At 59.3% G+C, this 26,673-nt stretch carries 20 protein-coding genes, 1 tRNA gene, 1 other RNA gene, 2 pseudogenes and 1 riboswitch; of the genes and pseudogenes, 5 read left to right on the top strand and 19 right to left on the bottom strand.

Features of this window, described 5'->3' with window-relative positions; genetic code table 11:
* Window positions 1-238: 238 nt before the first annotated feature.
* An RNA gene (gene ffs / locus HMPREF1206_RS10915) (signal recognition particle sRNA small type) lies at window positions 239-333 on the bottom strand.
* 341 nt (window positions 334-674) lie between these two features.
* Here ffs and HMPREF1206_RS02745 point away from each other — a divergent pair.
* On the top strand, window positions 675-1,859 hold the full coding sequence (locus HMPREF1206_RS02745) for an IS256-like element IS3503 family transposase (RefSeq protein ID WP_011018353.1): 1,185 nt from the start codon (window positions 675-677) through the stop codon (window positions 1,857-1,859).
* A 123-nt stretch (window positions 1,860-1,982) separates the two neighbouring features.
* On the opposite strand, the gene HMPREF1206_RS02740 is transcribed toward HMPREF1206_RS02745, so the two are convergent.
* The 9 genes from HMPREF1206_RS02740 to HMPREF1206_RS02700 form a co-directional block, all read right to left on the bottom strand.
* A tRNA-Ser gene (locus HMPREF1206_RS02740) sits at window positions 1,983-2,068 on the bottom strand.
* 182 nt (window positions 2,069-2,250) lie between these two features.
* Window positions 2,251-2,598 carry a metal-sensitive transcriptional regulator gene (locus HMPREF1206_RS02735; RefSeq protein ID WP_016421867.1) on the bottom strand — a complete coding sequence of 116 codons (348 nt, stop codon included), beginning with the start codon at window positions 2,596-2,598 and terminating at the stop codon, window positions 2,251-2,253.
* Entirely contained in the window at window positions 2,591-4,801 is a 2,211-nt protein-coding gene (locus tag HMPREF1206_RS02730; RefSeq protein WP_016421866.1) for a cation-translocating P-type ATPase, read from the bottom strand. The genes HMPREF1206_RS02735 and HMPREF1206_RS02730 overlap by 8 nt, the downstream gene beginning before the upstream one ends.
* Window positions 4,802-4,821: 20 nt before the next feature.
* Window positions 4,822-5,031 (bottom strand): heavy-metal-associated domain-containing protein, encoded by a 210-nt coding sequence (locus HMPREF1206_RS02725; RefSeq protein WP_016421865.1) that lies wholly within the window; start codon window positions 5,029-5,031, stop codon window positions 4,822-4,824.
* Window positions 5,032-5,068: 37 nt separating this feature from the next.
* On the bottom strand, window positions 5,069-6,247 hold the full coding sequence (locus tag HMPREF1206_RS02720; protein WP_016421864.1) for an HNH endonuclease signature motif containing protein: 1,179 nt from the start codon (window positions 6,245-6,247) through the stop codon (window positions 5,069-5,071).
* A 120-nt stretch (window positions 6,248-6,367) separates the two neighbouring features.
* A complete protein-coding gene (locus HMPREF1206_RS02715; protein WP_016421863.1) occupies window positions 6,368-7,888 on the bottom strand; it encodes an AMP nucleosidase in 1,521 nt (506 codons plus the stop codon).
* A gap of 77 nt (window positions 7,889-7,965) precedes the next feature.
* Window positions 7,966-8,319 carry a hypothetical protein gene (locus HMPREF1206_RS10905; RefSeq protein ID WP_016421862.1) on the bottom strand — a complete coding sequence of 118 codons (354 nt, stop codon included), beginning with the start codon at window positions 8,317-8,319 and terminating at the stop codon, window positions 7,966-7,968.
* Between the two features lie 10 nt (window positions 8,320-8,329).
* Window positions 8,330-8,450: riboswitch (SAM riboswitch) on the bottom strand.
* Window positions 8,451-8,539: 89 nt separating this feature from the next.
* Window positions 8,540-9,778 (bottom strand): Nramp family divalent metal transporter, encoded by a 1,239-nt coding sequence (locus HMPREF1206_RS02705; protein WP_016421861.1) that lies wholly within the window; start codon window positions 9,776-9,778, stop codon window positions 8,540-8,542.
* Window positions 9,779-9,846: 68 nt separating this feature from the next.
* On the bottom strand, window positions 9,847-10,299 hold the full coding sequence (locus HMPREF1206_RS02700; RefSeq protein ID WP_016421860.1) for a flavodoxin family protein: 453 nt from the start codon (window positions 10,297-10,299) through the stop codon (window positions 9,847-9,849).
* Window positions 10,300-10,441: 142 nt separating this feature from the next.
* Between HMPREF1206_RS02700 and HMPREF1206_RS02695 the strand changes: the two genes are divergently transcribed.
* A complete protein-coding gene (locus HMPREF1206_RS02695; RefSeq protein ID WP_016421859.1) occupies window positions 10,442-10,789 on the top strand; it encodes a DUF4288 domain-containing protein in 348 nt (115 codons plus the stop codon).
* 264 nt (window positions 10,790-11,053) lie between these two features.
* Here the strand turns inward: HMPREF1206_RS02695 and gluQRS are convergent, their stop codons facing one another.
* From gluQRS to HMPREF1206_RS10900, 5 genes and pseudogenes are all read right to left on the bottom strand, one after another.
* Entirely contained in the window at window positions 11,054-11,998 is a 945-nt protein-coding gene (gene gluQRS, locus HMPREF1206_RS02685) for a tRNA glutamyl-Q(34) synthetase GluQRS (RefSeq protein WP_016421857.1), read from the bottom strand.
* A gap of 254 nt (window positions 11,999-12,252) precedes the next feature.
* Window positions 12,253-13,566, bottom strand: coding sequence for an ISL3 family transposase (locus HMPREF1206_RS02680; RefSeq protein WP_016421854.1), 1,314 nt, complete (start codon window positions 13,564-13,566; stop codon window positions 12,253-12,255).
* A 152-nt stretch (window positions 13,567-13,718) separates the two neighbouring features.
* Window positions 13,719-15,443: pseudogene (gene tet(O), locus HMPREF1206_RS02675) on the bottom strand (tetracycline resistance ribosomal protection protein Tet(O)); the annotation flags it as partial.
* 8 nt (window positions 15,444-15,451) lie between these two features.
* Complete coding sequence (locus HMPREF1206_RS02670) at window positions 15,452-16,765, bottom strand: ISL3 family transposase (protein WP_016421854.1); 1,314 nt, start codon at window positions 16,763-16,765, stop codon at window positions 15,452-15,454.
* Window positions 16,766-16,905: 140 nt separating this feature from the next.
* Window positions 16,906-17,112: pseudogene (locus HMPREF1206_RS10900) on the bottom strand (GTP-binding protein); the annotation flags it as partial.
* Window positions 17,113-17,612: 500 nt separating this feature from the next.
* Between HMPREF1206_RS10900 and HMPREF1206_RS02665 the strand changes: the two are divergent.
* From HMPREF1206_RS02665 to HMPREF1206_RS02660, 3 genes are all read left to right on the top strand, one after another.
* Entirely contained in the window at window positions 17,613-18,926 is a 1,314-nt protein-coding gene (locus HMPREF1206_RS02665; RefSeq protein WP_016421854.1) for an ISL3 family transposase, read from the top strand.
* Between the two features lie 95 nt (window positions 18,927-19,021).
* Window positions 19,022-19,165 (top strand): hypothetical protein, encoded by a 144-nt coding sequence (locus tag HMPREF1206_RS10895; protein ID WP_224783815.1) that lies wholly within the window; start codon window positions 19,022-19,024, stop codon window positions 19,163-19,165.
* A gap of 126 nt (window positions 19,166-19,291) precedes the next feature.
* Window positions 19,292-20,068 (top strand): queuosine precursor transporter, encoded by a 777-nt coding sequence (locus HMPREF1206_RS02660; protein WP_016421852.1) that lies wholly within the window; start codon window positions 19,292-19,294, stop codon window positions 20,066-20,068.
* A 59-nt stretch (window positions 20,069-20,127) separates the two neighbouring features.
* Here the strand turns inward: HMPREF1206_RS02660 and HMPREF1206_RS02655 are convergent, their stop codons facing one another.
* The 4 genes from HMPREF1206_RS02655 to HMPREF1206_RS02640 form a co-directional block, all read right to left on the bottom strand.
* On the bottom strand, window positions 20,128-20,907 hold the full coding sequence (locus HMPREF1206_RS02655; RefSeq protein WP_016421851.1) for an ABC transporter permease: 780 nt from the start codon (window positions 20,905-20,907) through the stop codon (window positions 20,128-20,130).
* 13 nt (window positions 20,908-20,920) lie between these two features.
* On the bottom strand, window positions 20,921-21,874 hold the full coding sequence (locus tag HMPREF1206_RS02650) for an ABC transporter ATP-binding protein (protein WP_016421850.1): 954 nt from the start codon (window positions 21,872-21,874) through the stop codon (window positions 20,921-20,923).
* A 350-nt stretch (window positions 21,875-22,224) separates the two neighbouring features.
* On the bottom strand, window positions 22,225-23,526 hold the full coding sequence (tgt, locus tag HMPREF1206_RS02645) for a tRNA guanosine(34) transglycosylase Tgt (RefSeq protein ID WP_016421849.1): 1,302 nt from the start codon (window positions 23,524-23,526) through the stop codon (window positions 22,225-22,227).
* A gap of 61 nt (window positions 23,527-23,587) precedes the next feature.
* Window positions 23,588-26,599 carry an MMPL family transporter gene (locus tag HMPREF1206_RS02640; protein ID WP_016421848.1) on the bottom strand — a complete coding sequence of 1,004 codons (3,012 nt, stop codon included), beginning with the start codon at window positions 26,597-26,599 and terminating at the stop codon, window positions 23,588-23,590.
* Between the last annotated feature and the right edge of the window lie 74 nt (window positions 26,600-26,673).

The raw sequence follows: 26,673 nt of genomic DNA, 5'->3' as shown, positions 1-26,673 counted from the left end.
TCGTCTGCATCGCTCATGCACAGTATTCTTCCAGACCAGCGAACGCGACCACTTGTGGCCAAGGTATTCACCTATCGATGCGCTGCAGCGTGGCCATAAGTGAATAGCTCATCGATAGGTGAAATGGCCTGGCCAATTTCGCGGGGATAAGTGCCGAAAAAACATCGATAGGTCACAGGAAACCGCCGACAAGTGCCCGAAACCTAGCCATAAGTGCCAGAAGAACGCCGGGGATAAAAAAAGGGGACCCCACGCACCCGTCAGAGCTCGCTGACCCTTGCTGCATTCCTGCCCTGGGGGAGTTCACGAGATGGACGCCACATGGGATCCGTGAAGACAGCCTACTACAGGCCCACGCAAAAAGTCACACTGCTAGCGCTCGCCGCACCGTTCAGCGAAGAACTGCCACACTAATCAGGGCGTTGCCACCACGGATTCGTCACCAGTTTCGTGACAGCATCCATGACAGCATCCATGACAGTTCCCCGCCTCCCCGCAGCCCCCGGCATACACTGCAAATCCGGGTTAAGTAAAGAAAAGTGTGTCCGCATGCCACCATAACCCCAGACCACACACCACAAATCACCAAAGAATAGCTCCCCGAAAGCTATTACCCACACCATCCCGCACCTCCGGCCACATTTGTGCTAACCGCACACCGGTTGGATTAAAGGATGACCACCAACCGCCCCAGCTGCCCACTATGCGGCAACAACACAAAGAAAAACGGCACCACCAGCAAATCAACCACCCGTTGGCGCTGCACCCACTGCGGACACTCCTTTACCCGCAACACCCAAACCCACAACAAAAACACCGCCACCATGGCTTTGTTCATCCAATGGGCCACCGGCACCCAATCTCTAACCACCTTCGCCGCACACCATGGCGTAACCAGGCAAACCATGCACCACCGATTCCGATGGTGCTGGTGGATCATCCCCACACCCACCATCGACTCATTCCGCATCCATGACCAAATCTTCCTCGACGCGACCTATCTAAAGTCCGGATGCCTCCTGATCGCAGCCAGTAAAACCCACGTCATCAACTGGACCTGGGCCAGACACGAAACCACCGCCGCCTACACCGAACTCCTACGCCCCATTGCCGCACCACTAATCGCAGTCACAGACGGCGGACAAGGTGCCCAATCAGCCATCCACCACTGCTGGCCAACAACACGCATCCAACGCTGCCTCGTCCACGCCCAACGAACAGTCCGCCGCCACACCACCAGCAACCCCCGCACCGATGCCGGCAAAACCCTCTACCGCCTAGCCCTGAAACTCACTCGCATCACCGACCTTGACCAAGCATCCACATGGGTCGCCCACCTGCACGAATTCGACCACACCTACCGGGAATGGATGAACGAGAAAACCACCATCAAAGACCCTGCTACCGGCGCCTACACCAAGGTCTACACCCACCAACGCGTCCGAGCGGCCTATCAATCATTGCTATCTCTGCACCGCAGAGACCTGCTGTTTACCTACCTGCAACCCCCACCAACAACCATCGACCCCGACAACCTTGCAGCAACAACAAACAGCCTCGAAGGTGGCATCAACGCCCCCATAAAAGAACTAGCCCGCAGACACCGCGGACTATCACTACCGCATCAACGCACAGTGATGGATTGGTGGCTGTATCTACATACAGAAGTCCCTGACGATCCGGTCAAGATCGCCAGGGACCAACGATGGGGTCAAGACGCACTTTCCACAGCAACAGACCTGATCACCCACAACACCACAGCCACTACCAATGACATCGGTGCACCAGCAGAATACGACACCGCCATCGACACCAGCTACCAACACAACCTCGGCATCCAAAAAGGCTGGATCAAATAACCGCAACACGCCCGGAAAAGACACACTTTTCTTTACTTAACCCGCCCCCGGCATACACTGCAAATCCACTCACCTGCATAAATACAAGAAAACCCCCGGCGTAAACCGGGGGTCTTCACTCTGCGGAGGATGTGGGATTTGAACCCACGAGGGATGTGACTCCCGCACGCGTTCCAGGCGTGTGACATAGGCCGCTAGTCGAATCCTCCAACGTCGTTAAAGACTACCCAACAAACCCCATTTTCCCAAAACGCGCCCCCTACCAGGGAAAACGAGGCATTTAAGCGGTACTTCTTCGCAATCGGTGCCACCAACAGCAACCAACTCCGGTTGCCGACTGCCGACTGCCGACTGCTGTTTCGCCCCCCCACTCCCGGAATTTTTCCGGGAGTTACTTAGCCAGCCGAGCAATCGCCGCCGAGGCCTCCTCCAGCTTGGCGTCCAACTCCTCCGGGCCGCCCTCAGCCGCATGCACCACACAGTGATGGAGGTGAGCATCCAGAAGAGTTAACGCCAACGACTTCAACGCCGAATTCACCGCCGAAATCTGGGTCAAAACATCGATACAGTACTCTTCGTTCTCAATCATCCGACCAATGCCACGAACCTGCCCCTCAATGCGACGGATACGGGATTCATAACGCCGCTTCTCCGCGAGGTAACCGGGATCAGTGGTGTCATGGCAGCAAGAATCGTCGTCAAGCGAATGCGATTGCGACGAACAACAAGACTCACTCATGAGTTACTCCTTTTTGAATAGCTGGTTGACTCGGAGAAAAACCGCGCAGACGCAGACTGTTGCCGACCACAAAAACCGACGAAAACGCCATCGCAGCGCCAGCCAACATCGGATTCAGCAACCCCAGCGCGGCGACGGGAATTGCCAAAACGTTGTAGAAAAACGCCCAAAAAAGATTCGAACGAATCGTGCGAAGCGTCCGGCGTGACAACCGCAGCGCATCCGCAGCCGCCAACAAATCACCACGCACCAGCGTGATATCCGCAGCCTCCATCGCCACATCGGTGCCCGTGCCCATCGCCATGCCCAAATCCGCCTGCGCAAGAGCCGCAGCATCATTGATGCCATCGCCGACCATCGCCACACACGCGCCGCCAGCCTGCAACTTCTCAATCGTCGCGACCTTATCCTCCGGCATCACTCCCGAAATCACATCCTCGCGAGCAATACCGACCTCATCTGCGACCCGAAACGCCGGGTCGGCGGCGTCGCCGGTCAGCAGAATCGGCCGCACCCCCCACTCCCGGAATTTCGCGACCGCAGCCGCCGACGTCAGCTTCACCGAATCCGACACCTCCAATGTGCCCAGGAGCTCGCCGTCGCGGCGCACCGCAACCACCGTCCCCCCACTCCCGGATTTTTCCCCGGAGCGACCGACCTCGATGCGGTGGCCATCCACGGTGCCTTCAACCCCCACTCCCGGAATATCCCGGAAATCAGAAACCGGGAGTAGAGAATCCGGATCCGCCGCGCGCACAATCGCCTGCGCAATCGGGTGGTGCGACGCCGCTTCCACCGAAGCGGCAAGTGGCAGCAGATTTTCGGGAGTGGGAGGGACCTCCGTCACCTCCATCACACCCGTAGTCACCGTGCCGGTCTTATCCAGCACAACCGTGTCGACCTTCCGCGCCGACTCCAGCACCTCCGGGCCGCGCAGCAACACACCCGCCTTGGCACCTTCACTCGTGCCGACCAGGAGCGCTGTGGGCGTCGCTAAGCCAAGCGCACACGGGCACGCGATGATGAGCACGGCGACCGCAGCCGTGACCGCCTCACTCGCGCCGTGCCCCGTAAACAACCACGCGCCCAGCGTGACCGCGGCGATCGCGATGACGGCGGGCACGAACACTCCCGAAACCCGATCCGCCAGCCGCTGCACCGGCGCCTTACCCGTCTGCGCCGCCTCGACCATCGCCGCCATCTGCGCCAACTGCGTCTCCGAGCCCACGCGCGTCGCCCGCACGAGCAGCCGCCCAGACGTATTGATCGTCGCCCCCGTCACCTCATCGCCAGGGCCGACCTCGACAGGCATCGGTTCGCCGGTCAGCATCGACGCATCCACCGCCGACGCGCCCTCCACGACAACGCCGTCCGTCGCGATCTTCTCACCAGGCCTAACGACGAACACCACTCCCGGACGGAGCTGTTCCACGGGCAGCCGCTTCTCCACTCCCGAACTTTCGAGAACGGAGACATCCTTGGCGCCAAGCTTCATCAACTCCCGGAGTGCCTGACCGGCGTTGCGCTTGGAGCGCTTCTCGAAGTAACGACCAATCAGCACAAACATGATGATGCCGGCCATCGCCTCGAGGTAGATGTTCATATCGGCATCACCAGGAGTGACCGTGAAGTGGAACTCGTGCTTGAGCCCCGGCAGCCCGGCACGCCCGAAGAACAACGCCCACACACTCCAGAGGAACGAAGCGGTCGTCCCCATAGTGATCAGCGTGTCCATGGTGACCTCGCCATGACGCAGATTCTTCAGTGTCGCGCGGTGGAACGGCCAGCCGGCCCACACAAAGACCGGCGCCGAGAGCGTGAGACACAGCCACTGCCAATTAGTGAACTGGAGGGCAGGGATCATCGACATTGCGATGACGGGAGCGGTGAGGATGACAGCGCCGATGACTCGGTTGCGCAAGTCTTCCAGCTCCCGGTCTTTCCCTTCGGGAGCAGCACCCGGTTCCTGTTCGGGCTCCTCCTGCGGAAGCTCAGCGGTGTACCCCGCTGCCACGATTGTGTCGATCAGTTGCTGCGGGTTGATGTCCGCCGGCGCCTCCACATGCGCCTTCTCGGTCGCATAGTTCACGCTCGCGTTAACGCCATCAAGTTTGTTCAGCTTGCGTTGGATACGGTTTGCGCACGACGCACACGTCATCCCGCCGACGGGGATATCAAGGGTGAGAAGTTGCTGCTCAGACATCCGCTTTCCTCTTTGGGGGTTTAGTTTGCGACCGCCTTGTAGCCAGCTTCATCCACTGCTGCGATTACGGCAGCGATGTCGATGTCTGCATCCGAGGTCACGGAAAGGAAATTCCGGGAGCGGTCAACCTGGACATCAGTGATTCCCGGGAGTTCAGAGACTTCCTCCCGCACCGATGCCTCGCAGTGTCCGCATGTCATGCCAGTAACAGTAAAAGTTTGATTAGCCATACCCCAAAGTATACCCCCTACGGGTATATCTGTAAAGCTATTCGCGCTGACGGTAGCCCGAGTAGGCCCGCCCCGCGAGAGCTGTCGGGTAGGCAAGGTTGAATTCGGGCGGCGCGTGCGGAGACGGCGGGTGGCGGTAGACCGCGCCGGAGCCGTCGTCACGCTCGAGGTGCCCGTTGAGGCCTTGCCTGTCGTCATCGTTGGCGGCGTTGTGTTCTTTGCAGGTCATGACCATGTTTTCCATAGTCGTGGCGCCGCCGTTTTTCCTGGCGACCAGGTGATGGGCCTGCCCGGCGTGGGCGGGGCGCGGGCACCCGGGCCACGCGCAGATGGGGTTGTCGAGGATCATCGCGATGCGCTGTTCCTCCGTCGCCAGGCGCGGGTTGTGTATCGGGAGTAGGTCGGTCGGAGTGTTGTGCTCGTCGTAGACCAGCACCCAGCCGGTGTCCGCGAGCAATGCCTCGACGAATTGTCCGGGAGTGAGGACGGAGCCGTTGGAGGTCGCCGCAAACCGCGGACTGTACTCCACGATGTCTTGCGCGGTTACGATGAGCGCGGGCTGGTAACGGAGCTTGTCGACGTCGTCAAGCGGCCCCTCCGACCCGTGTGCCAGGCGTTCTGCCAGCGCCTGACCGACACACCGATCCCGGGTGTAATCCTCGTGCGCTTTGGCGATTTCAGCTGCGCGCACGGTCAGCGGCGCGACCAGGTCGTCAATCATGTTCGCCGGACCGGTGACCTGCAGATGCTTCATCCCGCGGATGTCCGGATTCCGGGAGACGTGGGCGCGCAGGTGCTGCGGCGGCTCGTCGGTGCGGTTGAGCTCCTTGACCTTGGTGCGCATGTAGGTGTCGAGGCCCTCGAAGTCGTAGGCCGCGGCGGCGCGGGTGAAGTCCAGGCGGTAGTACTCCCGGATTTCGACGTTGTTGAGTTGCCCGGAGCGCTTGTCGATCTGCATGACCGTGTCCAGCGACAGCTTCAGCTCCCGGGCGATCGCGACGGCCTTGTCGCGGGATTCGACGTCAACATCCTTCTCGACCGTGCCGAACAGTCGCTCCGCACAGCGCAGCAGGCGCTTGAGCCGGAAGGGGTCGAAGCCGATGCTGGCTGCCAACTCCCGGTGCCCGGTGGATTTTTCCGGGAGTGCGGCGCGCAGGTCAGCGAGCACGTCAATACCCCGTGTCGCCAGCGCGCTGAGCAGTCCCAATGTCGTCATGGGGCTAAGGCTAGTTTCCGGGAGTGGGCGGCTTCAATCGCTTTTTGGCGTTGTCCACAGCCGTCGTAAAGCATGCACAATCTGCACAAACGGGCTTGACGACGCACTCCCGAAAGTGCCCTACCGGAACGCGACCTCTCCCACCGGCCGTCGCAACTTCCGGGAGTGGAGGGTGTCGGGAGCCGCGGCCATGTCCTCGCACGCGCGCACGGCGGCCATGAGGTGCTCTTCCTTGGAGGACTGGTAGAACTCGCGGGCGGATTTCGGGAGTTTGGGTTTGTCGTGCAGCGGCATGTCGGAGACGCTGAGTAGCGCGCCGTAGGGCACGCGGAAGCGGTAGCCGTTGGCGGCGATGGTGGCGGATTCCATTTCGACGCCGATGGCGGTGGATTTCTGCAGCTCTCGGTAGAGGTCGGCCTGGGAGCGCCACTCCCAATTGCGGTCGGAGGTCGACAGTACGGTGCCGGTGCGTAGGCGCTTTTTCAGCTCATCGCCGGTGAGTCCGGAGACGCGGGCGAGCGCGTTGGTGACGGCGAGCTGAATTTCCGCAATTGGCGGGATGGGTTTTTCCAGGGGCACGTAGTTGTCGAGGACTCCGTCGGCGCGGTCGTAGCCGTTGGCGAGAATCATGTCGCCGATGCGCATGCGACCGTCGAGACCGGCGCAGTGTCCGACCATCATCCAGCAGTGCGGTCGCGTGACGGCGAGGCAGTCGGTGATGGTTTTGGCGTTCGAGGGGCCGACGCCGATGTCGATGATGGTGATGCCGCATTGGTCGTCGCGGAGCAGGTGGTACGCCGGCATCTGCGAGGCGTGCGCGTGCTGACGGCAAACTCCGGGAGTGGGGATGGCGCCGATGTCGTAGCGCTGCCCACCCGGGCACGCCAGCGCCGTGTACCCGTGCGGATTTCCGGGAGTGAGGGTGGCGGCGTATTCGAGGAACACGTCCGTGTGCAGCTGGTAGTTGGTAAATAGCACGAAGCGCTGGATGTTTGCGGCGTGCGACCCGGTGTAGTGCTCGAGGCGCTGGAGGGCGAGGTCGATGCGCTGGGCGGTAAAGAGGCTCAAGGGTTTGATGAGCAGGCCCAGGTAGTCGGCTTCGCCGTCGGCGATGGTGTCGTCGATGCTGGCGGAGTCGATGGGGGTGAACGTCTTCTCCACTGCCGCCAGCATGCTTGCCGACGCCCCTTCCCTCCCCGCCGCTTCCTCGGCGGCCGCATCGAAGCCGCGGCACATCCGGAGTGGGATGGGCTGGTCGGAGACGCGCACCTCGACTTCGCCGCCGTGGTTGGCGAGCAGGTCGGTAATTTGCTCGATGAGGTAGGTGCGGAACATCACCGGGCGGGTGATGGTGGTGGCATACACTCCCGGACGGTCGACGAAGCCGTGTGACAGGGAGGGGTCGACATCCTCCACGGCGCTGCCGGCTGGAACGGTGAAGCGTAGTTCGGGGTAGTAGGCGCGCACCGGCCCACTCCCGGAATTTCCTTCGGTGGCGGCGGTGTACTGCTCGACTAGGTAGGCCATTCCTGCCCGGTGGATTTCGGTGAGCCGGTCGACGGCTGCGGCGGCGTCGGTGTAGAAGTCGCCTTCGCCTTCGGTGGGCCAGAACGGGGGTGTTGCGGAGTCTCGTACCTGCATAGCCCAAGGCTAGGCGGAGAGGTTCCCGCTCGCATCCGCGCCGCGCTCATCACGCCAGGCACGCTCACGCAACCAGCTCAGTGCCGGCTCCACACTCCCTCGCGGCTGCGGCGGACCTCAAAGACCTGGTGCACATGGTAGCCGCCGATGGTGGGGATGGTGAGGAAGTGACGACCGTCGTCAAGCTCGTGCCAGAGTATGCGGCCGTAGCGTACGCCGTCGCGGACGTGGGCGCTGAGGTAGTCGGCGCGTTGCTGGCCGCGGAGGGTGGCGTAGAAGGCGGGGTCGACGGGTAGTTGGACGAGATTCCGGGAGTGGGGGTCGATGTCGGCTTCTTGCAGCCGGATGGCGACGGGTCGGCCGTCGACGAGAAGGTCAGCGGTGTGACGGCTGAGATGGATGATGTGGACGTCGCTTATTGTGGTGTGCATTTGGCGCTCCTATTCGCTCTTCCCCGCAGGCGGTCTGTGGGGCTGATCTTCCTTTGGGGCACCGGGTCCGCGAATCGGGCGGTTGCCTATCGACGCTGTCAAAGGCCATTTCTCGTCGATATCTTGTGATCGTGCCGCCCACCCTAACACCAACTAGACAGCTTTGTCTACCATCTCCCGCACGCTTTACGACGAGGCCCCCACCTCCCCCTCCCGGAAGCTACCCCTTCCCCGTCAGCACCAGGACCACCAGCGCCACGTTGAGCGCGATGATGAGCCCGCAGATAACCCACGCGACCCGGCGCAGTAGTGGGGTGTTGGCCCAGATGCCCATCTCGGCACGCGAGGAGGTCATGCGCACCAGCGGGACCAGCGCAAACGGGATGCCAATCGACAGCACCACCTGACTGAGCACCAGCGCCCACGTCGGCTCCACGCCGCTGGCGATAATGAGCAGCGCCGGAATGATGGTGACTATTCGGCGCACCAGCAACGGCACGTGCACCTTCAGCAGGTCGCGCATAATCAGGTCACCGGCGTAGCAACCGACAGAGGACGACGCCAGCCCGGAGGCCAACAACCCAACGCCGAAGAGCACGCCCACCACGGGGCCAAGCACGCTGGTCACGGCAGCGTGAGCGCCTTCGATGGAGTCAGTCCCCTCCACTCCCGGAAGTGCTTCGGCCGCGAGACACAGCATGCCGATATTCACCGACCCAGCCAGCACGAGGGCACCGAAGACATCGATACGCGTGGCCCGTAGGTGCTGGCGCAGCGAGGAGTCATCTTCCACCTTGTACTCGCGGTCGCGCACCAGCCCGGAGTGCAGGTAGACCGCATGCGGCATCACGGTCGCACCCAGCATGGATGCCGCCAGCACCACGGTGTGCGCGCCTTGGAAGCGTGGCAGAATTCCGCTGGCCATCTCCCCGAGACTCAGGCCCGTGACAAACAGCCCGGCCAGGAACCCCACCGTAATGACCAGCAGGAACGTCACAATCACGCCCTCAAAAGTGCGTTGCGAACGCCCACCCTGAAGCAACAACAGCCCCAGCGAGACCACGCCAACAATGACACCGCCAAGCAGCATCGGCGTCCCAAAGAGCAGGTACAGCGCCGTGGCGCCACCAATAATTTCCGCCACATCCGTCGCTGCCGCCACAATCTCGGCCTGCACCCAGTACGCCAGCCGCCCCGGCCGGTTCGAACCGAAGCGGTCGGCGACACCTTCGGTCAGCGACCGCCCCGTCACCAGGCCGTACTTCGCCGACAGGTACTGCACAACCATCGCCATGAGGTTGGACACCACCAACACCCACAGCAGCAGATACCCATAGCTCGCGCCCGCGGACAGGTTCGCAGCCACATTTCCGGGGTCCACGTAGGCAATCGCCGCCACAAAAGCAGGCCCCAGCAGACTCATCATGGGCTTGCGGTTTTTCTCGCTTGACGACGTCACTTGCGACCCTTGTGCCCCTGAATCATTCACCCGGCCATTATTTCACGGCCTCGACACTAAATCTTCAATCAGCCCAAAATTTGGGCAGCCATGGTGCCACCGAGATTTACCAGGCGGTCGGAGATGTCGTCGTCAAGCGAACCGACAAACACGACGGGCTCGGCCGCAAGCTCCCACTTGTAGCCGGTCGTGATGGTTTTCATGGCGTTTTCCGCCCCGGTGGTGTCGAAGCCGCCGCGGATCCAGTAGGAAAATGGCAGCCCCTTGGTAACTTCCTGCGCCTCCCGGAAGGTGGTGTCGAAGAAGTGCTTGAGCGCGCCGGAGATGTATCCAAAGTTGGCGGAGGTGCCGAGCAGGATAGCGTCGGCGCTGGTCAGGTCATCGATGGTGGCGTCGAGAGCCTCGACAACCTTGACATCCACGCCCTCTAGCGCGGGATCGTTGGCGCCCTCGAGCGCGTGACTTAAGACCTCCTGCAGGAGCGGGGTCGGGGAATGGTGGACGACTAGAAGAGTAGGCATGTCCCGAGGGTATCGGCAGTGATAGGGTAAGCGCAGGTTTCAGCAACAATCCAATGTTTATCAATTCGAGTAAACGTGGCGTCCAGTAAGAAAGCCTCAAATTCGTACTGAACTAGGCGGCAATCGAAGAACGGAAAAATAGATGGAACCATACATCGGAATTGCAGTTTTTGAGTTAACAAAGCAAAGAGATTCAACCTCGGCGAATGAGAGCTTCTTCCGTGAGGACTTATACATTGTCTTTGCCGATTCTGATAGCGCCGCATACGCGCAGGTCGAAGCATTAGCCCACGAAAATGAATTAGCCCCAGAAGATCCTTCCCACTCGGGAGGATCTGTCACGTTGCGCCACATCGTCGATGTCGCCCCCGCTCTTTACGGTCGCGTCGATACAGACATCGACATCTATTCTCGCCACTTCGCATCCCTCGAGGATTACAAACGCTTCGAAATGAAATTAGGTGGCAAAGATCCTCTAGCGGAATCCTAAGACCCATATCATGAACCGCTCCCGCAATTTTGCAGTTGCTGCACTTCTCTTAGCCTTGACCTGCTACATTGGACTGTTTTTCGTCAGCACTGCGCTCTCCGATGCCTGGACAATCCCCCTCGCCGTCGGAGTCTTCGGATTCGGCCTGGTTAGCTTTCTTGCAGCACTGAAGGCCCGGGCAAACGGTTTGACAATCGTGGCGGCACTAGTTGCATTCGCACTCTTGCCCCTAACGTATGTACTAGCCGTAGTTCTCGGCAGCCCCTAGAAAATCACCTGTTCGCGAGGAATTTCCAGACCCGCACGCAGGGCTTCCGGGAGGTCAGCGATGGAGTCGAGCTCTACGCTCCCGCCGCCATCGCTAGCATCACCGCCACCGCTCAGCGAATCCAGAATCCACCGCTGCGCTGCATCCACCGACACCTCGCCGAGAGTCACGTCGCCATCGCGCTTGGACAGTCGCCGCCCTTCAGAGTTCACCACCAGCGGAACGTGCACGAACGAAGGTGCGGTGTGACCGAGCAATCCGGCTAAGTACGCCTGCCGCGGGGCCGAGGACATCAGGTCATCGCCACGCACAACCTCGGTGACACCCTGCTCGGCATCATCGACGACGACCGCCAGGTTGTAGGCCCACATGCCATCGGCACGCTGGAGGACAAAGTCATCGATCGGAGCGGCAATCTCGCCATACAGCTCATCGGTCGCGGCCCCCTCACTCACCTGCGATTTCAGGCGTATCGACGGCCTTCTCCCCGCCGCCGCAAATTCGGCCTTTTTCGCGGAGAGGTGCTCGTCGTCAAGCGAACGGCACGTGCCGGGATACTGCCCTGGCACGCCATGCGGCGCGGAGGAGGCGGCGAGGATTTCACGGCGCGTGCAGAAGCAGGGATAAGTCAGGCCGCGTTGCGTGAGGTCGGCGAGCGCGGATTCATACAGGTCAGAGCGTTCTGACTGGCGGACCGGGGCGCCATCCCAGTCTATGCCGATGGCCTCGAGATCGGCGAGCTGCTGCGCCTCATACTCGGGGCGGGAGCGCTGGCGGTCGATATCTTCGATACGCACGATGAAGCGACCGCCCTGCGCGCGGGCGTGCGCCCAGGCGAGAACCGCGGTGCGCAGGTTTCCCAGGTGCAGCCGACCGGTCGGCGAAGGGGCGTAGCGGCCGGTGGGTAAAGTGGAATTAGTCAACCGTTGGGAACTGGTCACAGGAATATGTTAGCGAGACCCCAAGATGATAGTTGAAATCTTGGGGAAAGATCTCCGGTTGAATAATTCAAATCATCTTGGAGGAAATTCATCTATTACTCGAAAGGCATTCATGACCTCTCAATAAAATCAAGGGTTAATGTATGCGTGACTTTTTGTAAGCGGATCTTTTAGAGGAGAACAATGTCATCACGTTTGCGCGTAAATTGGCTAGCATCGATTTCCATTATCGGACTAGTCGGGCTCTTCCGTTTTTAGAGTGCGTTGATCTTCCCCTGCAGCTGTCCGGAGTGGATCAAGCACCGCAAGATGTAGTGGTTGAGATTCCTGAAGCCCAGGGCGATCCCGCGCAGGTGCTCGAGCCTGCCGTTGATGGATTCGACCGGCCCGTTGGACGCGCCGATATCGAAGTAGGCCAACACGTCCTCACGTCGGCGCCACAAGGTGCGCCCCAGTTGGGCGAGCTCCTCCAGACCTGCGGGTAGTCCCTTACGCAGGCTGTTGATCACCCGGCTCATGAGCTTCTTGCCCTCTGATTTCTTCGGATGCCCGTACGCCGCGATCATGTCCTGGTAGAACAGCCAGGTCACCTCGAGTGCCACGTAGTCATCGTCGGTGGCCCATAACAGGTCGAGTCGTTGTTTCTGCCGCTGCGTGAGGTAGTTCGTCCTGGTCAACAAGGTCCGGCGGTACTTGTACAGCGGGTCGTCTTTGCGTCCGCGTCGTCCGGTGGTCTCTCGTTGGAGTCGCTGCCGACAGCCGGTGAGCTTGTCGGCAGCCAGATGGACTACGTGAAACGGATCCATCACCTTGGTCGCGTCCGGGAGGACCTGGTCGACGGCGGAGGCGTAGCCGGTGAAGCCATCCATGGTCACCACCTGCACTTGGCTGCGGAAGCTAGGGTCGCGTTCCTGCAGCCAGGTGCGCAGCACTTCCGCACTGCGTCCGGGACGCAGGTCCAGCAGTCGGGCCGGACCACGTCCGTCGACCAGTGGGGTGAGGTCGACGAGGATGGTCACCAGGTTCGACGGCTGACCGGGCTTTCGAGTGTGCTTCCAGACATGTTCATCGACGCCGAGGATGCGCACCCCGTCCAGGTGGTGCGGGTCGTCGTAGACAAGCTGGCGGCAGGCATCGAGTGCGACCTGGTTGACCAGGTCCCAGCCGATGCCGAGTGCTTTGGCGGTGGCAGAGACACTCATCCGGTCAATCGCCAGGCGCTGGAGGATCCAGCGGGTGACGCGGTGGGTGAGCTTGGATCCGTCATCCGCGCAGGCCAGGGATGTCTGGAAGATCTTCCTCGGACACGACGTGGCTGTGCACAGGAAGCGGGGAACGCGGACATCCAGGCGGCTGGGGAAGCCGACGACGGGAAGATCAACGAGCCGGCGGAGGATGTGATCGCGTAGCTTCCCTGGGTGCCCGCACTCGGGGCAGGTATTGCTCACGGCCACCGGTGCGGCATCGATGATGGTGATGGTGCCCGCGTCGGCGGCACCGGTGATCGTCAAGCCGATCTCGGCGGTGCGGCAGATGGTGTCGGCGACGAGGTTGCCAGTAGGCTTCACGGTGCGGGTCCCTGGTGTGTTCAGATGATTGTGTAGGAACTTTCATCTTCACACCGGGGACCCCCTATATGTTGTGGTGACCCGCTGAACCCACCGTGGTCTTCTTCACCCCGCTACGCACTCCGAAACCGGAAGAGCCCTTTTGCAAGCTGTTAAGCTAACTTGTGGAACATATGCCGAACCTTATCTATACGGCTATTCGGGCGGCGGGGTTGGCAAATAAATTTACCAATAGCTGGCTGGTATCCTTTTAACTCTGTCAAGCAGACTCCCTGCCCATTTGTGAAATAAGTTAAATCGTTCCTGTATTCTTGAATACATCTGGCAGGGATTTCTCCTTTCAGAATGACCTCGTCATTCTTTACCTGAGTACTTACAATATCTGCACAATACCTTGGGGCATCATGATACGCCCGTGAGAGATATTCCTGCGGTGCATAAATTTCAAAGTGGAGATATGGCTCTAATAGTTCTGTCCCTGCTTTTTTTAAAGCCTGCTCCAATACGATAGGGGAAAGCAGCCGAAAGTCTGCGGGGGTACTTACAGGACTATAATACAATCCATATTCAAAACAGATTTTACAGTCTGTCACTTTCCATCCATACAGCCCCTGCTCGCAGCCATAAAGAACCCCCTCCATAACCGCATTTTGGAACGATTGGTTTAAATATCCAAGTGAAACTCTGCTTTCATACTGCACTCCGCTTCCAATAGGGAGCGGCTCTATGGACAACCCGACAGAAGCCCAGAAAGGATTTGGCGGGACTTCTATGTGGATGGTATATTCTGCTTTTCTAAGCGGTCTTTCCATATATATAACAGTAGGCTCTTTTATTTCTGCCTCCACATGGTATTTTTCCTCAAGGATGGCACAAATGACTTCCATCTGCACATTCCCCAAAAAAGAAAGTATAATCTCATGCGTTGTAGTATCCACATAATATTTTAAAAGAGGGTCGCCATCTGAAATTTCTGTAAGTGCCCCAAGCAATATTTCCCGCTGTTCAGATTTCTTTACTGCAATCGTTGTTTGGAGCATAGGGAGAGGATTTTCAATAAATTTTCTCTGCGGCAACAGCATTTCGTTCCCCAAAATACTGTTTAGCTGCAAAACATCATTTGGTAAAATTACAATATCACCAGAGCAGGCTGTATCGGATGAATATAATTCACCGTTTGTCGGAACACACATCTCTGTGATTTTTATTTTCTCTTTTTCAGATATTTTAATAACATCCCTCAAATGCAATGTTCCGCTATATATACGCACATAAACAAAACGCCGCCTTTTCTCTGAATATTCAATCTTAAAAACCTGCCCGCATAGTTCAGATTGACCTTCAGGCGTTGATGAATAAAACTTACTGGCAATCACTTCTATAAGCTGCCGAATCCCCAGATTGTTTTTAGCACTTCCGTGATAAACGGGAAATAACGTTCCGTTTTGGAATCTCCTGTTTTCTTCCTGTTCCAGTTCTGACATTTTAAACGGTTTCCCTGACATATATTTCTCTAATAGTTCATCGTTTCCCATAATTACCGCATCCCACTGTTCCATATCGTCATTGTCCGTTACATTTATATGGGGATGCTGCCCAACCTTTTGCTTCACTATAATTTCCGAAGAAAGCTTTGCTTTCATTTCTTGATATACCATTGGCAAATCAATCCCCTCTTGGTCAATTTTATTGATGAAAAAAATTGTCGGAATCTTCATTGTCTGTAGTGCATGAAACAGTATACGGGTCTGTGCCTGTATGCCATCCTTTGCAGAAACTAATAATACTGCTCCGTCTAATACGGATAAAGAACGGTATACTTCCGCCAAAAAATCCATATGGCCTGGCGTATCTATAATGTTGACTTTTACAGGCTCTTCCGTTTTTAGAGTGCGTTGATCTTCCCCTGCAGCTGTCCGGAGTGGATCAAGCACCGCAAGATGTAGTGGTTGAGATTCCTGAAGCCCAGGGCGATCCCGCGCAGGTGCTCGAGCCTGCCGTTGATGGATTCGACCGGCCCGTTGGACGCGCCGATATCGAAGTAGGCCAACACGTCCTCACGTCGGCGCCACAAGGTGCGCCCCAGTTGGGCGAGCTCCTCCAGACCTGCGGGTAGTCCCTTACGCAGGCTGTTGATCACCCGGCTCATGAGCTTCTTGCCCTCTGATTTCTTCGGATGCCCGTACGCCGCGATCATGTCCTGGTAGAACAGCCAGGTCACCTCGAGTGCCACGTAGTCATCGTCGGTGGCCCATAACAGGTCGAGTCGTTGTTTCTGCCGCTGCGTGAGGTAGTTCGTCCTGGTCAACAAGGTCCGGCGGTACTTGTACAGCGGGTCGTCTTTGCGTCCGCGTCGTCCGGTGGTCTCTCGTTGGAGTCGCTGCCGACAGCCGGTGAGCTTGTCGGCAGCCAGATGGACTACGTGAAACGGATCCATCACCTTGGTCGCGTCCGGGAGGACCTGGTCGACGGCGGAGGCGTAGCCGGTGAAGCCATCCATGGTCACCACCTGCACTTGGCTGCGGAAGCTAGGGTCGCGTTCCTGCAGCCAGGTGCGCAGCACTTCCGCACTGCGTCCGGGACGCAGGTCCAGCAGTCGGGCCGGACCACGTCCGTCGACCAGTGGGGTGAGGTCGACGAGGATGGTCACCAGGTTCGACGGCTGACCGGGCTTTCGAGTGTGCTTCCAGACATGTTCATCGACGCCGAGGATGCGCACCCCGTCCAGGTGGTGCGGGTCGTCGTAGACAAGCTGGCGGCAGGCATCGAGTGCGACCTGGTTGACCAGGTCCCAGCCGATGCCGAGTGCTTTGGCGGTGGCAGAGACACTCATCCGGTCAATCGCCAGGCGCTGGAGGATCCAGCGGGTGACGCGGTGGGTGAGCTTGGATCCGTCATCCGCGCAGGCCAGGGATGTCTGGAAGATCTTCCTCGGACACGACGTGGCTGTGCACAGGAAGCGGGGAACGCGGACATCCAGGCGGCTGGGGAAGCCGACGACGGGAAGATCAACGAGCCGGCGGAGGATGTGATCGCGTAGCTTCCCTGGGTGCCCGCACTCGGGGCAGGTATTGCTCACGGCCACCGGTGCGGCATCGATGATGGTGATGGTGCCCGCGTCGGCGGCACCGGTGATCGTCAAGCCGATCTCGGCGGTGCGGCAGATGGTGTCGGCGACGAGGTTGCCAGTAGGCTTCACGGTGCGGGTCCCTGGTGTGTTCAGATGATTGTGTAGGAACTTTCATCTTCACACCGGGGACCCCCTATATGTTGTGGTGACCCGCTGAACCCACCGTGGTCTTCTTCACCCCGCTACGCACTCCGAAACCGGAAGAGCCCTTTTACATCCTCCCACTGAAAAGATGTCACTGCTGTCTGGATAGTGATTCCCCTTTGACGCTCCAAATTCATTGTATCTGTCCTTGTTGTGCCTTTATCTACGCTCCCTGGTTCTGCAATTGCACCACTGGTATACAATAAACTCTCCGTTAATGTTGTCTTTCCTGCGTCAACGTGAGCCAGAATGCCTAAGTTAATTATTTTCATGTGATTTTCCTCCTATCAACACCCAAAAAAGGGCATAAAAATACCCAGTGATAAATACTCCTATCACTGGGTAAATAACTCCAATAGCCCCAAAACACTTATATGTTTTCGGGCATATAAAATTACATGATAAAAGTATTCTTAAACTGGGTACAAAAAACTAAGCCCCATATTAAAAGTGAAACGGGACTGCTACTTTTTGTTCCCACTATCAAATTGACAGTTTATTTAAGAATACCTTGCCGCATATTTATTAACTCCTTGTATAATACTGAATCTAATTATATTCCTTAACCCTTTATTTGTCAAGCTGACAAACTAAAGCAGAAAAAGCGGCAGGATTTCCCCCTGCCACTAATCAGGCTCTTCCGGTTTCGGAGTGCGTAGCGGGGTGAAGAAGACCACGGTGGGTTCAGCGGGTCACCACAACATATAGGGGGTCCCCGGTGTGAAGATGAAAGTTCCTACACAATCATCTGAACACACCAGGGACCCGCACCGTGAAGCCTACTGGCAACCTCGTCGCCGACACCATCTGCCGCACCGCCGAGATCGGCTTGACGATCACCGGTGCCGCCGACGCGGGCACCATCACCATCATCGATGCCGCACCGGTGGCCGTGAGCAATACCTGCCCCGAGTGCGGGCACCCAGGGAAGCTACGCGATCACATCCTCCGCCGGCTCGTTGATCTTCCCGTCGTCGGCTTCCCCAGCCGCCTGGATGTCCGCGTTCCCCGCTTCCTGTGCACAGCCACGTCGTGTCCGAGGAAGATCTTCCAGACATCCCTGGCCTGCGCGGATGACGGATCCAAGCTCACCCACCGCGTCACCCGCTGGATCCTCCAGCGCCTGGCGATTGACCGGATGAGTGTCTCTGCCACCGCCAAAGCACTCGGCATCGGCTGGGACCTGGTCAACCAGGTCGCACTCGATGCCTGCCGCCAGCTTGTCTACGACGACCCGCACCACCTGGACGGGGTGCGCATCCTCGGCGTCGATGAACATGTCTGGAAGCACACTCGAAAGCCCGGTCAGCCGTCGAACCTGGTGACCATCCTCGTCGACCTCACCCCACTGGTCGACGGACGTGGTCCGGCCCGACTGCTGGACCTGCGTCCCGGACGCAGTGCGGAAGTGCTGCGCACCTGGCTGCAGGAACGCGACCCTAGCTTCCGCAGCCAAGTGCAGGTGGTGACCATGGATGGCTTCACCGGCTACGCCTCCGCCGTCGACCAGGTCCTCCCGGACGCGACCAAGGTGATGGATCCGTTTCACGTAGTCCATCTGGCTGCCGACAAGCTCACCGGCTGTCGGCAGCGACTCCAACGAGAGACCACCGGACGACGCGGACGCAAAGACGACCCGCTGTACAAGTACCGCCGGACCTTGTTGACCAGGACGAACTACCTCACGCAGCGGCAGAAACAACGACTCGACCTGTTATGGGCCACCGACGATGACTACGTGGCACTCGAGGTGACCTGGCTGTTCTACCAGGACATGATCGCGGCGTACGGGCATCCGAAGAAATCAGAGGGCAAGAAGCTCATGAGCCGGGTGATCAACAGCCTGCGTAAGGGACTACCCGCAGGTCTGGAGGAGCTCGCCCAACTGGGGCGCACCTTGTGGCGCCGACGTGAGGACGTGTTGGCCTACTTCGATATCGGCGCGTCCAACGGGCCGGTCGAATCCATCAACGGCAGGCTCGAGCACCTGCGCGGGATCGCCCTGGGCTTCAGGAATCTCAACCACTACATCTTGCGGTGCTTGATCCACTCCGGACAGCTGCAGGGGAAGATCAACGCACTCTAAAAACGGAAGAGCCACTAGTCGTGAGCCTCCTCTGTCTCCTGGGCATCGCAAATGGGATGTACACATTGAGCAAACTAGCTAACCAGACTGCCGTTATGAGTACAGCAGCTATTACGGCAAAGACAGATCGCGCGCTGCTCTACTGCTTAATCGCTCTTGCCAGCCTGATTGTAAGCTGTTTTACATTTATTGTTAACGGAATGCGCAGTAAGCGTGGAGCTAAGAAAACAAATAATTAAACCCGCTCATCCTCTAACTCCTGCGGACTCAAACCCACAGGAGTTAGAGGATGAGAGGCAAAGTCGGCCTCGAAGACTTCATCGGCACTCGCTTGGAGCCCTAAGCGGCAGGTAACATTCCCTCCCGTGACAAATAACGAAAACCTGCCCAAGTCTGGGCCGGGCAACGCCGAGGCTGCCGCTGTGAGCACCTCGCACGCGCCCGAGAACGCAACTAAGTCCGACTCCACAGCAACCACGCCACGCCACATCCCGGTACCGAAATCGCTGTACCCGATGTTCACGGCCATTTTCATTGGCGTGCTGATTGTCTCCAACATCACCGCCACCAAGGGCGTGGAAATCTTCGGCCTGGCCACCGACGGTGCCTTCTTCCTCTTCCCCTTGAGCTACGTCATCGGCGACGTGCTTTCCGAGTGCTATGGCTACAAAGCCACCCGCCGCACCGTGTGGACCGGTTTCGCCATCCTCGCCGGCGCAATGCTCTGCTTCTTTGCCGCCATCAAGCTCCCGGCGGCACCGTGGTACGAGAATCAGGAAGCATTCGCCACTGTGCTGGGCACCGTCCCGCAGCTTGTTCTCGCAGGTCTGGCCGGTTATGTCGTCGGTCAGCTGCTCAACGCCTGGTCGCTCAACGCCATTAAGAAGCGCACTGGCGAAAAGGCTCTCTGGGCGCGCCTGATGGGCTCGACTGTGGTTGGCGAGTTCGTCGATACGCTCATCTTCTGCTCCATCGCCGCCACCGCTATCGGCATCGATACCTGGGGTACCTTCGTCAACTACGTCATCGTCGGCTTCATCTGGAAGACCGCCGTCGAGATTGTAGTCATGCCAGTCACCTACGCCGTCATCGCGTGGGTCAAGCGCCGCGAAGGCTACTACGACACGCGCGTTCCCGCTTAACGACGAAAAAAGTGCCGCGACCTCGCCTGAGAAGCGAGTAGTCGCGGCACTTTTTGCTTTTACTTCACATCCCGTTTGGCATTGACCCAATGAGCAACGCCAACAGCCACAACAATCCAGGCCACCAGCACCACGATGTTGAACCACATCGGCTGCGTCATGCCGGCCTCAAACCCGATGCGTGGATTCTCCGGATTTGCCATCAGACCGCCCAATTGCGTCGACAACTGCTGAATGCGTGCACCCGGCGTGACCAGCCACAGTGGCCGGAAAATCGCATACGCCAGCGCCGCGAACTCCAGCATGCTTTCCACCACCAGAATCCACACCAGCGGAATAGCGACAGCGGCCACGCGCGAGCGCGTCAGCACTCCCAGCGACATCGCGATTAGTCCAAACACTACAAAGCCAAGCACTCCGGCGAGCATGTCCGTGGCAGCGTCGCCGCCCTTGAACTCCACGCGCGGGGAAACCGTCACCGATAGCCAAGCAAGCGCCACACCAATGACCCAACAGACAGCAATCAGCACAAGGGTCAGCGTCATCCGTGCCGAAAGCCACAGGCTCCTTCGGTCCTGCGTCAAGAACGCATGCGCATTCATCTGATCGTTGTACTCACCCGCCAGGGTGGAGCCACCAAAGGCAATCACGATCATGTTGAAGATCACGGTCCCCAACAGCAGCATTTCCCAATCAGCGGTCGCACCAACGTCCGCCGCCATGCTGAAAGCCGCCATAGGCCCAGCTATCGAGCCGATCAACAACACCACATACACCCACGTGCCACGCAGGCTGGCTAGCTTCGTCCATTCCGACCGCAAAGCGTTTCCAAAACTCATCTCAGTCACTCCCCTACTGCCCAATCGCCTGCGCGCGGTATTCCTGCGATTCCTGGGTCGCAGCCAGGAACTTTTCCTCCAGGTTGTCGCGCTTCGTGTGCAACCGCGTCACGAGCAGCCCCTCACGCAGGGCAGCAGCCGCAATGTCGCGGCGGAGTTGCTGCTCGCTGATGCCGTCGTAAAGCGGAATGCGCAATTGCTTATCGACGTCAACCCCCTGCGCGACCGGCCCTAACGCCTGCAGCAGCCGAGCGGGGTCATCGACCTCCACTTCGATGACCGTGCCGTCGGCGAGGAATTCGTCCATGCTGTACTCGCCGATCATGCGGCCGCGCCCGATGACGACGATGCGGTCGGCGGTGAGCTGCATCTCGGAAAGGAGGTGCGACGACACGAGGACAGCGCAGCCCTGTGCGGCCAGCGCCTTGATGGTGTGGCGCATCCACGAGACGCCTTCGGGATCGAGGCCGTTGACCGGCTCATCCAAAATCAGATGCTGCGGCTTGCCGAGCAGAGCTGCCGCCACTCCCAGACGCTGCTTCATACCCAGCGAGTAGCCGCCGACCTTGTCCTTTGCAGCCTCGGTCATACCGACCTGCTCGAGGCACTCTTCCACGCGGGTGTCGGGGATGCCGGCGCCGCGGGCGAGGGCCCGCAGATGAGCGCGGCCCGAACGAGCCTTGTTGTGCCAACCGGCATCCAGAATTGCGCCGGCAATGCTGGGCTTATTCTTCAGCGTGGAAAAGGGCTGGTTGCTGTAGGTGTTGCCCTGGGAATCCGTCCCGGTGAACAAGGCCTGGCCTGTGGTCGGGGCATCGAGGCCCAGCATGCAGCGCATGGTGGTGGACTTGCCGGAGCCATTTGGGCCGAGAAAACCTGTCACTACACCGTCGGGAACGGTGAAGGACAGGTCATCGACGGCTAATTTCGAGCCATACTTCTTGCTGAGTCGTTCAACCGTGATCATGTCCTCCATGATGCCGGTTGAGACTGCCTCGCGCAGTAGAGCTAGGTCTAGTTTTGGGCTTCCCCCCCCGGGCCCGCCCAGCCGTCACTTCACGCCACTGGACTGATTCGGGTGTTCCCTGCCACTTCACGCCACTGGACTGATTCGGGTGTTCCCTGCCACTTCACGCCACTGGTGTCACCTCATGCCACCTCCACAGATGGCACGAGGTGACATGGCTGTCGTGAAGTGCGAAAAGGCAGAAGCCTAGCCCCAGCCCAGCCACAGCCCAACCGACCCAAGCACTCCCCAGCACACCCCAGCCCAACCGACCCAAGCACTCCCCAGCACACCCCAGCCCCAGCCGACTCCTAATTCCCCACCGCACGGCCACCGTTGGCGTAGTAGCGGCCCATGAACTCATCGCGATACTCGAAGAACCGGTCCTCCAGGATCGCAGCGCGAATGTTCTCCACCAGCTGCACCATGAAAAACAGGTTGTGAATCGTGCACAGCGTGCCAGCCAGGTACTCCTTGGCCTTCAACAGATGATGCAGGTAGGCCCGGGAATAATTCAGCGAAGTGTAGGAGGGCACCTCCGCATCCACGGGTCGGAAGTCGTTCTTGAAGCGGGCATTCGTCAAGGTCATCCGGCCATCGAGCGTGTACACACCACCACGGCGGGCAAGCCTGGTCGGAGCCACGCAGTCAAAGGTGTCGGCACCGGCCTCGACAGCGGCGAAAATATCGTCCGGCTCGGAAATCCCCAGCAGGTGGCGGGCGCGGTCGTCGGGAAGCTCGTCGTTGACCCAACCGCAGATCAGGCCCAGGTTCTGCTTCTCAATCGCCCCACCAATGCCATAGCCGTGGAAGCCGAGCTGGCCGGCATCCTCGAACTCGCGGGAGAGCTCCACCAGCCCGCGGGCGGCCTTGCGGCGCAGGTCTTCGTACTGCGCACCCTGCACGACACCGAATAACTGCTGGATGGGCAACTGGTCGTCGTCAAGCGAATGAACATGCGCATCGACCTGACCGCGCGAAATCGTCAGCTCGTTGTGAGCCTCCAGGCAACGGCGCGCCCAGCGGTGCGTGCGCTCGACGGATGCCTCCTGGTAGCCGCGGGTGTTCATCAGCGTGGTGAGCTCGTCGAACGCCATCATGATGTCGGCGCCCAGCGCGTGCTGAATACGCATGGACACCTCGGGCGTGAAGCGGTGCTCGGAGCCATCGATGTGCGAGCGGAAAGTCACGCCGTCCTCGTCGACGAACGCGTTGCGCTCTTTGCCCTCGGCGACGATGTCATCTTTCTGCATGCCGGTGACGTCCATCGCGAGGGTCTTTTTAAAGCCCGCGCCGAGGCTGAGCACCTGGAATCCGCCGGAGTCGGTGAATGTCGGGCCGTTCCAGTTGGAGAACTTTGCCAACCCGCCGGCCTGGTCGACGATTTCCTCGCCGGGCTGCAGGTACAGGTGGTACGCATTCGACAGCATCGCCTGCGCGCCGGTGGATCGCACCTGCTCGGGCGTGAGCGTCTTCACGGTCGCCTTCGTGCCGACCGGAATGAACGCCGGCGTAGCAATATCGCCATGCGGGGTGTGGATGGTGCCAGCACGTCCGCGCGCGCCTTCGATTTGCTTTACGACGTCAAAGCCCGTCGTCCTCGACTGCGACATGAAGCTCCTTGGTTGTGGTCCAGTGCTAATGCCTTGAGGTTACCTGGGCGCTATTCGCACGTTACTCAGCGCTGTCGTTTTCCTCGGATTGGGCAGCGTTTTCCGGGTCCCACACGGCGCGGCTACGACGTGGCGCTTCCTCTTCGAGTCCTTCGCGCTTCATCAGTTCCGCAACCGTAATCTTCTTCCGCTTACGAGCCGGGCTGTAGTACGGGCGGACCTCGACGTCCTTGGCATTTTCCGGGTTCGGCTGGGCGTCGGTTGGTTCAGCTGGTTCGGGCTGCATGAGCTGTTCGGTCGGCTCTGCCTGCTCCGGCTGCTCTGTCGGCTCCGGCTGTTCGGCCTGCTCCGGCTCAGCTGGTGCCGTCGGGGCGGACGGTTCGGCCTGCTTGGCCTGGTCAACGGGCTCGAGCTCTTCCAGCTTTGCCTTCTTCCACCTCGGAATCCAGCGGTTACGCTTCTTGGTCGCAACCGCCACAGCGGTACCACCTGCTGCGCCCGCTGCGCCCGCCGCGCCCGCCGCAGCGGCTGCACCAGCACCGACTTCACCATCGGCACTGTCTGCTTCGTCCTCGTCAGCGTCCGTGTCGCCAAAGCCACGCCCAGCACCTTCGCTTTCAGGCAACAGGGACTCACCGCGAGCCATACGCTCGCGGCGGCCCTTCTCCACCAGCTCCTCGGAAACCTCTTCCAGGGCAGAGCCTTCGACATCCACAGAAGGCAACACCTTGTCCAGCCACTTCGGCATGTACCACGTAGCGCGGCCAAGCAGGAACATGGATGCCGGGATGAAGGTCATGCGAATAACGAAGGCGTCGAAAAGCACTGCGGCACCCAGCGCGAAGCCGAATACCTTAATAATCGCCAGGGGCTGCCCGGCGAAAGCCGCGAAGACGGAGATCATAATAATCGCAGCGGCAGTGACCACACGAGCGCCGAGAGTAAAGCCCTCAACGACCGATTCTTCGACCGCGTTGTACTTCGACTCTGGTGAGGATTCACCCTTGTTGTGGGTGTAATGCTCGCGCATGCGGGAAACCAGGAAGACCTGATAGTCCATGGCCAAACCGAACGTCACGCCGATGAGGAAGATTGGCACAAAGCTGACCAGCGGACCCGGAGTGCTAATCACGCCCCAGAGGCCGTCCTGGAAAAATGCCACTGTGACACCGAATGCGGCTGCGACAGAGAGCAAGAAGCCCACACCCGCAGTCAACGGCACCATCAGGGAACGGAAAATCATCAGCAGCAGGATCACTGCCAGACCCACGACAACGCCCAAGTAGAGCGGCATTGCGCCCTGGAGGCGGTCGGTGATGTCAATTTCAATAGGAACCAGACCAGTGACACCGGTGAATAGGCCGGTGGTCTGCTCAATCTGCTTCTGCTGATCGCGCACCGCGTTCATCAGCTGCTTGGTCGCAGGATCGAGTGGACCCGACTTCGGGGTCATAATCATCTTGACCGCAGTGCCGTCATGATTCATGCCAATCATCTGGATGTGCTCGACACCGACGTTGGATTTGAACTGGTCGACAGCGTAACTATAGGAAGCCTTGCGGGCGGCCTCGATGTCAGAGAGTTCCGGGTTGGTCTGTCTCAGGGACTCGATAAGTGGTTTGAGCACCGGTGCATCGGGCTTCACATCGTCCGACTTGGCAATAATGATGAGCTGAGAGTTACGTCCCGCACCGAAGCCCTCTTCAATCATGGTGATGGCCTTGCGGTTCGTGCTGTCCTTAGCCGCAGTAGAGTCGGACGGCAGCGCCAGCTTCAAGTGCATGGCCGGGTAGGCCAATGCCAACAGCAAGACGATACAGCCGACCAGGAACAACCCTGGGGCCTTGTGCACGAAAGTGACCCAACGTCGCCCCATCGTCATCTCACCGAAGAAGGAAGAGCGACGTTCCTTGCGCGGGTTACGCGAGGGGTTGCCAGCAACACCGGGCACGCGACCAGCGAAGACCTTGTCGCCCAGCAGAGACATAACTGCCGGCAGCAGAGTCAGAGAGACCAGCACTGTGAAGGCCACCGTGATTGCAGCCGAAATACCCATCAGGGACATGAACGGCACCTTGGCAACCGTCAGCGCCGCCAACGCGACAATCACAGTAAGACCTGCGAAAACCACAGCGGAGCCAGCCGTACCGGTAGCCATGCCGATGGCGTCTTCGTTGGTCATCCCTCGGGCTCTTTCTGCCCTGTAGCGAGAGAGGATGAACAGTGCGTAGTCAATACCGACAGCCAGGCCGAACATGACGGCAAGCACCGGGGTAATCGAGTTGACGTCAGTGAATGCTGTCATCAGTGTCACGCCGAAGACACCGATGATGATGCCCACTACCGCCGTCACAATAGGCAAGAACGAAGCCACCAGAGAGCCGAAGGTGACAACCAGCACGATAAACGCCACGGTCACACCGATAATCTCCGAAGTCGGAGCTACCTCAATCGCGGGCTGCATGCCCGGACCAGAGGCCTCGACCTTGATACCTGCGTCACGGCCAGCCTGCATCGCGTCGAGAAGCGCCTGCATATTCTCCGGCTCGATGTCCTGCGGCATCTTGGCATCGAAAACGAAGGTGGAAATACCGTAGCGACCGTCATCGGACACGGTACGCATGGCATTGGCATCGGCCTCGGCGACATCCTTGGGCAGGCCGGCGGCCATGCCCTGTTCCTTGACCATCGCCTGCATCTTCGGATTGAGGTCTACCGGGTTGTGAAGTTGCAAATCGTCGGCGATTTGGCCGACATTGTCGCGGATGCCGTTAATGACCTGGTCAACAGCTTCTTTATTCTGTGGGTCATCGAGCCTCTGCCCCTCGGGGGCCTCGAAGGCAACATAAATACGCTGCTCGCGAATTGGGTTCGGAACATCGGGGAACTTTTCCTCAATCACGTGTGAAGCCGTTGCCGACGGCATGCCGGGGATCGAGAACTGGTCGATGAACCCCTTCTGGAATGCGGCAACTGCACCGCCCAGCCCCGCCAAAACCAGGAACCACGCGATGATCACAGTCCATTTATGCAGGTAGGAGAACCTGCCGAGTTTGAACAAGGCCTTTGCCATGTCAAGTTTCCCTTACGTCTAATATTCGCCTGGACCGCCCCCAACTGCAGCTTCCCCAAGTTCGCGCTACCCAA

The organism is Corynebacterium sp. HFH0082, assembly GCF_000411235.1.
In the GTDB taxonomy this organism is placed as follows: Bacteria; Actinomycetota; Actinomycetes; order Mycobacteriales; family Mycobacteriaceae; genus Corynebacterium; species Corynebacterium jeikeium_D.
Note: the sequence above shows the minus strand (reverse complement) of the source record. Positions and strands in the feature narration are given on the sequence as shown.

What these genes read in the sequence shown, in the direction of transcription:
- HMPREF1206_RS02695 (WP_016421859.1), top strand. Translation starts at nt 10,442, where the DNA reads ATGGAACCATACATCGGAATTGCAGTTTTTGAGTTAACAAAGCAAAGA.
- HMPREF1206_RS02730 (WP_016421866.1), bottom strand. Translation starts at nt 4,801, where the DNA reads ATGTCTGAGCAGCAACTTCTCACCCTTGATATCCCCGTCGGCGGGATG.
- HMPREF1206_RS10905 (WP_016421862.1), bottom strand. Translation starts at nt 8,319, where the DNA reads ATGCACACCACAATAAGCGACGTCCACATCATCCATCTCAGCCGTCAC.
- HMPREF1206_RS02735 (WP_016421867.1), bottom strand. Translation starts at nt 2,598, where the DNA reads ATGAGTGAGTCTTGTTGTTCGTCGCAATCGCATTCGCTTGACGACGAT.
- HMPREF1206_RS02650 (WP_016421850.1), bottom strand. Translation starts at nt 21,874, where the DNA reads ATGATCACGGTTGAACGACTCAGCAAGAAGTATGGCTCGAAATTAGCC.
- HMPREF1206_RS02725 (WP_016421865.1), bottom strand. Translation starts at nt 5,031, where the DNA reads ATGGCTAATCAAACTTTTACTGTTACTGGCATGACATGCGGACACTGC.
- HMPREF1206_RS10895 (WP_224783815.1), top strand. Translation starts at nt 19,022, where the DNA reads ATGAGTACAGCAGCTATTACGGCAAAGACAGATCGCGCGCTGCTCTAC.
- HMPREF1206_RS02720 (WP_016421864.1), bottom strand. Translation starts at nt 6,247, where the DNA reads ATGACGACATTGGGACTGCTCAGCGCGCTGGCGACACGGGGTATTGAC.
- HMPREF1206_RS02715 (WP_016421863.1), bottom strand. Translation starts at nt 7,888, where the DNA reads ATGCAGGTACGAGACTCCGCAACACCCCCGTTCTGGCCCACCGAAGGC.
- HMPREF1206_RS02700 (WP_016421860.1), bottom strand. Translation starts at nt 10,299, where the DNA reads ATGCCTACTCTTCTAGTCGTCCACCATTCCCCGACCCCGCTCCTGCAG.
- HMPREF1206_RS02745 (WP_011018353.1), top strand. Translation starts at nt 675, where the DNA reads ATGACCACCAACCGCCCCAGCTGCCCACTATGCGGCAACAACACAAAG.
- HMPREF1206_RS02655 (WP_016421851.1), bottom strand. Translation starts at nt 20,907, where the DNA reads ATGAGTTTTGGAAACGCTTTGCGGTCGGAATGGACGAAGCTAGCCAGC.
- tgt (WP_016421849.1), bottom strand. Translation starts at nt 23,526, where the DNA reads ATGTCGCAGTCGAGGACGACGGGCTTTGACGTCGTAAAGCAAATCGAA.
- HMPREF1206_RS02640 (WP_016421848.1), bottom strand. Translation starts at nt 26,599, where the DNA reads ATGGCAAAGGCCTTGTTCAAACTCGGCAGGTTCTCCTACCTGCATAAA.